The sequence below is a fragment of the Micromonospora sp. NPDC049580 genome (assembly GCF_040675595.1).
Taxonomy (GTDB): Bacteria; Actinomycetota; Actinomycetes; order Mycobacteriales; family Micromonosporaceae; genus Micromonospora.
The window spans coordinates 1-6,833 of record NZ_JBFAPG010000349.1 but is presented as its reverse complement, the minus strand read 5'-3'; the positions used below and the strand labels follow the sequence as shown (position 1 = coordinate 6,833).

Annotated in this window: 7 protein-coding genes; 4 read left to right on the top strand and 3 right to left on the bottom strand. The window is 72.4% G+C overall.

The window, feature by feature from the left end; genetic code table 11:
- On the top strand, positions 1-766 hold a 766-nt coding region (locus tag AB0J68_RS23545; protein ID WP_363940489.1), incomplete at its 5' end, for an aminotransferase class V-fold PLP-dependent enzyme.
- Positions 763-996: a sulfurtransferase TusA family protein gene (locus AB0J68_RS23540; protein WP_354861572.1), complete on the top strand. Its 234-nt coding sequence runs from the start codon at positions 763-765 to the stop codon at positions 994-996. The genes AB0J68_RS23545 and AB0J68_RS23540, both read left to right, overlap by 4 nt.
- 112 nt (positions 997-1,108) lie before the next feature.
- Here the strand turns inward: AB0J68_RS23540 and AB0J68_RS23535 are convergent, their stop codons facing one another.
- The 3 genes from AB0J68_RS23535 to AB0J68_RS23525 all read right to left on the bottom strand — a co-directional run bounded on the left by AB0J68_RS23535 (position 1,109) and on the right by AB0J68_RS23525 (position 3,983).
- A complete protein-coding gene (locus tag AB0J68_RS23535; RefSeq protein WP_363940488.1) occupies positions 1,109-2,086 on the bottom strand; it encodes a carbohydrate kinase family protein in 978 nt (325 codons plus the stop codon).
- A gap of 206 nt (positions 2,087-2,292) precedes the next feature.
- A complete protein-coding gene (erpA, locus tag AB0J68_RS23530; RefSeq protein WP_234587006.1) occupies positions 2,293-2,661 on the bottom strand; it encodes an iron-sulfur cluster insertion protein ErpA in 369 nt (122 codons plus the stop codon).
- A 182-nt stretch (positions 2,662-2,843) separates the two neighbouring features.
- Positions 2,844-3,983, bottom strand: coding sequence for a glycerate kinase (locus AB0J68_RS23525; RefSeq protein ID WP_363940487.1), 1,140 nt, complete (start codon positions 3,981-3,983; stop codon positions 2,844-2,846).
- A gap of 68 nt (positions 3,984-4,051) precedes the next feature.
- On the opposite strand from AB0J68_RS23525, the gene nadA reads away from it, so the two are divergent.
- Together nadA and murA are read left to right on the top strand one after the other, a co-directional pair.
- Positions 4,052-5,227, top strand: coding sequence for a quinolinate synthase NadA (gene nadA / locus AB0J68_RS23520; RefSeq protein ID WP_363940486.1), 1,176 nt, complete (start codon positions 4,052-4,054; stop codon positions 5,225-5,227).
- A 212-nt stretch (positions 5,228-5,439) separates the two neighbouring features.
- Positions 5,440-6,795, top strand: a complete 1,356-nt coding sequence (gene murA, locus AB0J68_RS23515) for a UDP-N-acetylglucosamine 1-carboxyvinyltransferase (protein ID WP_308195384.1) — start codon at positions 5,440-5,442, stop codon at positions 6,793-6,795.
- Positions 6,796-6,833 lie beyond the last annotated feature (38 nt).

Here is a 6,833-nt window from a genome sequence, read left to right as displayed (position 1 = left end):
GCTGGATCTGGCCGCCTGGTCGACGGCCGTCCAGACGCCCGGGGTCGCGCTGGCCGCGCTGATCACCGCCAGTCACGAGGTGGGCACCGTGCAGCCGGTCGCCGAGGCGGCGGCCGTCTGCGCCGACGTCGGGGTGCCGCTCTACGTCGACGCGGCGCAGTCGGTCGGGCGGGTGCCCCTGCCGGCCGGCTGGTCGATGCTCAGCGCCAGCGCACACAAGTGGGGCGGGCCGCCCGGGGTGGGGCTGCTGGCGGTCCGCAAGGGCACCCGCTGGGAGTCGCCCTGGCCGGCCGACGAGCGGGAGGGTGGGCGTACCCCCGGGTCGGTGAACCTGCCCGCGGTGGTGGCGGCGGCGGCGAGCCTGCGCGCGGCGGCGGCCGACGCCGCGGCCGAGCGGGCCCGGCTGGCGCCGCTGGTGGACCGGATCCGGGCGCGGGTGTCGGCGGAGGTGCCCGACGTCGAGGTGGTCGGCGACCCGGTGCTGCGCCTGCCTCACCTGGTGACCTTCTCCTGCCTGTACGTCGACGGCGAGACGCTGCTGCACGCGCTGGACCGGCGGGGGTTCGCGGTGTCGTCCGGCTCGTCCTGCACGTCGTCCACGCTGCGGCCGTCCCACGTGTTGGAGGCGATGGGGGTGCTCTCGCACGGCAACGTCCGGGTCAGCCTGCACCGGGACACGACCGAGTCCGACGTCGAGCGGTTCCTCGCCGAGCTGCCCGGGATCGTCGCCGGGCTGCGCGCCGACGCCGGGGTGGTGGGACTGTGACGATGCCGGACGAGGTGATCGACTGCCGGGGCCAACGCTGCCCGCTGCCGGTGATCGCGGCGGCCCGCCGGATGCCGCAGGTGCCGGTCGGCACGGTGGTCCGGGTGCTCGCCGACGATCCGGCCGCGGCGGTGGACATCCCCGCCTGGTGTCGGATGCGCGGCCAGGAGTTCCTCGGCGCGGTGACCGGCGCGGACGGCCCCGCCTACGACATCCGCCGCACCCACTGACCCATCCCTCACCCCCGCGATCTTGCAGTTTCTGCGCGGACAAAACCGCGCAGAAGGCGCAAAACAGCGACAGGACGTGCAAGATCGCCGGGGTGGGGCGGGGTGGGTCGGGTTACGGGAGGAGGTGGGGGCGGATCTCGTCGGCGGCGGTGTCGCCGTAGGACTCGGCGAGGCGCTTGACGAACAGGTCGCGGCGGACGTCGTACTCCTGGGTGCCCACCGTCTCCAGGACCAGCGTGGCCAGCAGCGAGCCGACCTGGGCGGCCCGCTCGAGGCCGAGGCCCCAGGAGAGCGCGGTGAAGAAGCCGGCCCGGAAGCCGTCGCCCACGCCGGTCGGGTCGACCGCCCGGATCTCCCGGGCGATGGGCACGTGGATCGGGTCGATGCCGCGGCCGGCGATCTCCACGCCGTCCTTGCCCAGCGTGGTGACCCGCACCTTGACCAGGTCCAGCAGCTGGTCGTCGGTCAGCTGCGCCTTGCTCTGCAGCAGCGACTTCTCGTAGTCGTTGGTCATCAGGTACTCGGCGCCCTCGATCAGCGCCACCACGTCCTCGCCGGGCATCCGGGCGAGCTGCTGGGAGGGGTCGGCGGCGAAGGCGTACCCACGGCTGCGGCACTCGGCCGAGTGCCGCAGCATCGCCTCCGGGTCGTTCGCGCTGACCAGCACCAGGTCCAGCCCGCCGAGCCGGTCGGCGACGGGGGCCAGTTCGATGTTGCGCGCCTCGCTCATCGCGCCCGCGTAGAACGACGCGATCTGGCACATGTCGGTGTCGGTGGTGCAGACGAACCGCGCCGTGTGCGCCACCTCACTGATGTGCACGGAGTCACAGTCCACGCCGTGCCGCTCCAGCCAGGAGCGGTAGTCGGCGAAGTCCGCGCCCACCGCCCCGAGCAGCACCGGGCGCATCCCGAGCTGCCCCATGCCGAAGGAGATGTTCGCCGCGACCCCGCCACGGCGGAGAACCAGGTCGTCCACCAGGAAGGAGAGGGAAACCTTGTGCAGCTGATCGGCGATGAGCTGGTCGGCGAAGCGACCCGGGAAGCTCATCAGGTGATCGGTGGCGATCGAGCCGGTCACGGCGATCTTCATGTCAACCCTCAGGGTCGGGAGCAGGGCGCGGTCAGCCTACCGGCCCGGCAACCCGGACGTGTCCGGTCGGTCGGGCAACGGCAACCGCCCGTCCACCCGTCCGCCGGGGTCACCCGGGACCGCTCCCACCGTCACCCCGACACGACGACGGGGCCGTCCCGCAGGACGGCCCCGTCGTCGGTGGTGCGTGGTGCGTGGTGCGCGACTTAGTTGAACGAGTCGCCGCAGGCGCAGGAGTTGCCCGCGTTGGGGTTGTCGATGGTGAAGCCCTGGGCGTCGATCCGGTCGGCGAAGTCGATCGTCGCGCCGGACAGGTAGGGGGCGCTCATCCGGTCGACGACGACCTCGACGCCACCGAAGTCGCTGACGACGTCACCGTCGAGCGAACGCTCGTCGAAGAAGAGCTGGTACCGCAGGCCGGAGCAGCCACCCGGCTGCACCGCGACGCGGAGCCGCAGGTCGTCGCGGCCCTCCTGCTCGATCAGGGCCTTGACCTTCTGCGCCGCGACGTCGGTGAGGACGACGGAAGTAGGGGCCTGGGCCTCGGTCGACTCGGTCTGCGCTGGCGTGGTCACGTGGAAGTCTCCCTGCGCGGTTTTGGGTCCGGACGCACTGGCCAACGCCGCGCGCCGTCCAGTGATTCCCGGTTGTGGTCCAGTTCCGATCGTACGCCGCCCCGGCCGGACGTACCCGCGTGGCGGGACCAGCGCCCCAGGTCGGCCCGGACGAGACGGCCTGGACCGGGTGGGCCGAGCGCTCAGCGGCTCCACTGCCGGGCCAGTCGGGCGCCCAGCTCGCGCAGCCCGTCGGCGGGACGGCTCAGCGCGGCGTCGAGCCCGCCGGCCTGCTCCCCACCGAAGTGCTCGACCAGGCTGTACGCGTCGGTCACCCCCGCCGAGGCGGCCTCCCGTCGGCCGGTGCTGACCTGGCCGGCCACCACCACGCAGGGCACTCCACGGTCCCGGGCGGCCCCGGCCACCCCGGCGACGACCTTGCCGCGCAGCGACTGGTGGTCGAAGGACCCCTCCCCGGTGATCACCAGGTCGGCGGTGTCGAGCGCGGCGTCCAGCCGGGTGGCCCGGGTGACCAGGCCGATGCCCGACTCGCAGGTGCCGCCGAGCGCGAGGATGGCCGCGCCGAGGCCGCCGGCGGCCCCACCGCCGGGCAGCGCGCCGAGCCCCGGCGGGCAGCCGGGAAGGTCCCGCTCCAGCACCGCCGCGAAACGCTCCAGGGCCGCGTCGAGCAGCAGGACGTCGGCGCGGTCGGCGCCCTTCTGCGGGCCGAACACGTTGCTCGCGCCGTGCAGGCCGAGCAGCGGGTTGTCCACGTCGGTGGCGGCGACGAGCCGGGCGCCGCGCAGCCCGGGAGCGCCGTCGAGGGCGTCGACCAGGGCCAACGCCGCCCCGCCGTACGGCAGCGCCGCACCCGTGGCGTCGAGCGGGGTCGCGCCCAGCGCGGTGAGCATGCCGGCGCCGGCGTCGTTGGTGGCGGAGCCGCCCAGCCCGATCACCACCGTCCGGGCCCCGCTCTCCACGGCGGCGGTCACCAGCAGACCCAGCCCGTACGACGTGGTGGTCTTCGGGTCGCGCTCGGCTGCGGAGAGCAGGTGCAGGCCGCACGCCTGCGCGCTCTCCAGGTAGGCCGTCGTGCCGTCGGCGGTGAGCAGGATCTCACCGGCCGTCGGCCGGCCCAGCGGGTCGACTGTCGACACCGTCACCCGCCGGCCGCCGAGCGCCTCGGCGAGCACCTCCACGAAGCCCGGGCCGCCGTCGGCGAGTGGCCGGATCAGCAGGTCGTCACCGTCGGCGACGCTGCGCCAGCCGTCCGCCACCGCGGCGGCGACCTCCGGTGCGGGCAGGGTGCCGGCGAACTTGTCGGGGCAGAGCAGCACGCGCATGTCGAGCAGTGTGGCAGCCCACACCGAGCGGAGCTGCGGCGCGCTCGCGCTGTGGGACCATGGGCTACGTGACTTCGACCTGGGTGGAACCCTCCAACACGGCGACGGCTCTGCTGCTGCTCGGCCGGGGCAGCGACCCCGACACCGAGCGCGGCGTCGAGTGTCCGGGCGACCTGCCGGCGCCCAGCGACCCGGATCTGGTGGCCCGTGCCACGGCGGCGAAGGCGAAGCTGGGCAGCAAGGTCTTCGTGCTGGGGCACCACTACCAGCGCGACGAGGTGATCCAGTTCGCGGACGTGACCGGCGACTCGTTCAAGCTGGCCCGGGAGGCCGCCGCCCGGCCGGACGCCGAGTACATCGTCTTCTGCGGCGTGCACTTCATGGCCGAGAGCGCCGACATCCTCACCACGGACGCCCAGCGGGTGATCCTGCCCGACCTGGCGGCCGGCTGTTCGATGGCGGACATGGCCGTGCTGGGTCAGGTCGAGGCCGCCTGGGACACGCTCGCCGAGCTGGGCATCGCCGGCGAGACCGTGCCGGTGACGTACATGAACTCCTCGGCCGACATCAAGGGTTTCGTCGGCCGCAACGGCGGCGTGGTCTGCACCTCGTCCAACGCCAAGCGCGCCCTGGACTGGGCGTTCGAGCAGGGCTCGAAGGTGCTCTTCCTGCCGGACCAGCACCTGGGCCGCAACACGGCGGTGCTGGAGATGGGCCTGTCGCTGGACGACTGCGTGCTCTACGACCCGCACAAGCCCGGTGGCGGGCTCACGCCGGAGCAGCTGCGGGACGCCAAGATGATCCTGTGGCGAGGGCACTGCTCGGTGCACGGCCGGTTCACCCTGGAGAGCGTCGACGACGTGCGGGCGCGGGTTCCCGGGGTCAACGTGCTGGTCCACCCGGAGTGCCGGCACGAGGTGGTCACGGCCGCCGACCACGTCGGTTCGACCGAGTACATCATCAAGACCATCGAGGCGGCGCCGGCCGGCTCGGCGTGGGCGCTGGGCACCGAGCTGAACCTGGTCCGCCGGTTGGCGCTGGCCCACCCGGACAAGCAGATCATGTTCCTGGACAAGGCGGTCTGCTACTGCTCGACCATGAACCGGATCGATCTGCCGCACCTGGTCTGGGCCCTGGAGGAGCTGGTCGCGGGCCGGGTCGTCAACCAGATCACTGTCGACGCCGACACCGCGCACCACGCCCGGGTGGCGCTGGACCAGATGCTCGCCCTGCCGGGTGCGTGATCACGATCCGTGACGCCCTTGGTACGCAAAAGTGCCGGATCACCGATTAATGCCACACACGCTGGTGTGACCGAGTCCTTTTTCGTCACCGAGGGCTATGCTGCCGGGGCGAGGACGCAAGCGGGCCGTTTCGATATGGCCGCATCCGGGGTAGCGACAGAGTTCAGGCTCCCCACCATCAACACAGCAGCACCGAAGCGCTGGAGGTTGCGTTGACCGACGACGTCCTGATCGTGCATGGAGGCACTCCGCTCGAAGGGCGGATCCGCGTGCGCGGCGCGAAGAACCTGGTTTCGAAGGCGATGGTCGCCGCACTGCTGGGCGACAGCCCGAGCCGGCTGTTCGACGTGCCGAAGATCCGCGACGTCGAGGTGGTCCGGGGTCTACTCGGTCTGCACGGCGTCAAGGTGACCGACGGCGCCGAGGACGGCGAGCTCGTCTTCGACCCGGCGAACGTGGAGAGCGCCAGCACCGACCAGATCAACGTGCACGCCGGTTCGAGCCGGATCCCGATCCTGTTCTGCGGGCCGCTGCTGCACCGGCTCGGGCACGCGTTCATCCCGGATCTGGGCGGCTGCCACATCGGCCCGCGCCCGATCGACTTCCACCTGCAGGCGCTGCGGGAGTTCGGCGCGACTGTCGACAAGCGGCCCGAGGGGCTGCACCTCTCCGCGCCGAACGGCCTGCACGGCACCAAGTTCGCCCTGCCGTACCCGAGCGTCGGCGCCACCGAGCAGGTGCTGCTGACCGCGGTGATGGCCGAGGGCGTCACCGAGCTGCGCAACGCCGCGGTGGAGCCGGAGATCATCGACCTGATCTGCATCCTGCAGAAGATGGGTGCGATCATCAAGGTCCACACCGACCGGGTGATCGAGATCCAGGGCGTGCCGAAGCTGCACGGGTACACCCACCGGCCGATCCCCGACCGGATCGAGGCCGCCAGCTGGGCCGCGGCCGCGTTGGCCACCCGTGGCCACGTCGAGGTGCTCGGCGCGCAGCAGGCCGACATGATGACCTTCCTGAACATCTTCCGGTCCGTCGGCGGCGAGTACGAGGTCACCGACACCCGGCCGCCGAAGCTGGGCGACCCGGGCCAGGAGGGTGGCATCCGCTTCTGGCACCCCGGCGGCGAGCTGAACGCGGTGGCGCTGGAGACCGACGTCCACCCCGGCTTCATGACCGACTGGCAGCAGCCGCTGGTCGTGGCGCTGACCCAGGCCCGCGGCCTGTCGATCGTGCACGAGACGGTCTACGAGCAGCGGCTGGGCTACACCGAGGCGCTGAACTCGATGGGCGCCAACATCCAGGTCTACCGGGACTGCCTCGGCGGCACCCCGTGCCGCTTCGGCCGGCGCAACTTCAAGCACTCGGCGGTGATCGCCGGGCCGAGCAAGCTGCACGCCGCCGACCTGGTCATCCCCGACCTGCGGGCCGGTTTCAGCCACCTGATCGCGGCGCTCGCGGCCGAGGGCACCTCCCGGGTGTACGGCGTCGACCTGATCAACCGGGGCTACGAGGACTTCGAGGCGAAGCTCGCCGACCTCGGCGCGCACGCCGAGCGCCCGTAACCTCGTCAGACCTTCCGCGCCCGGTGCACCGCGATGTG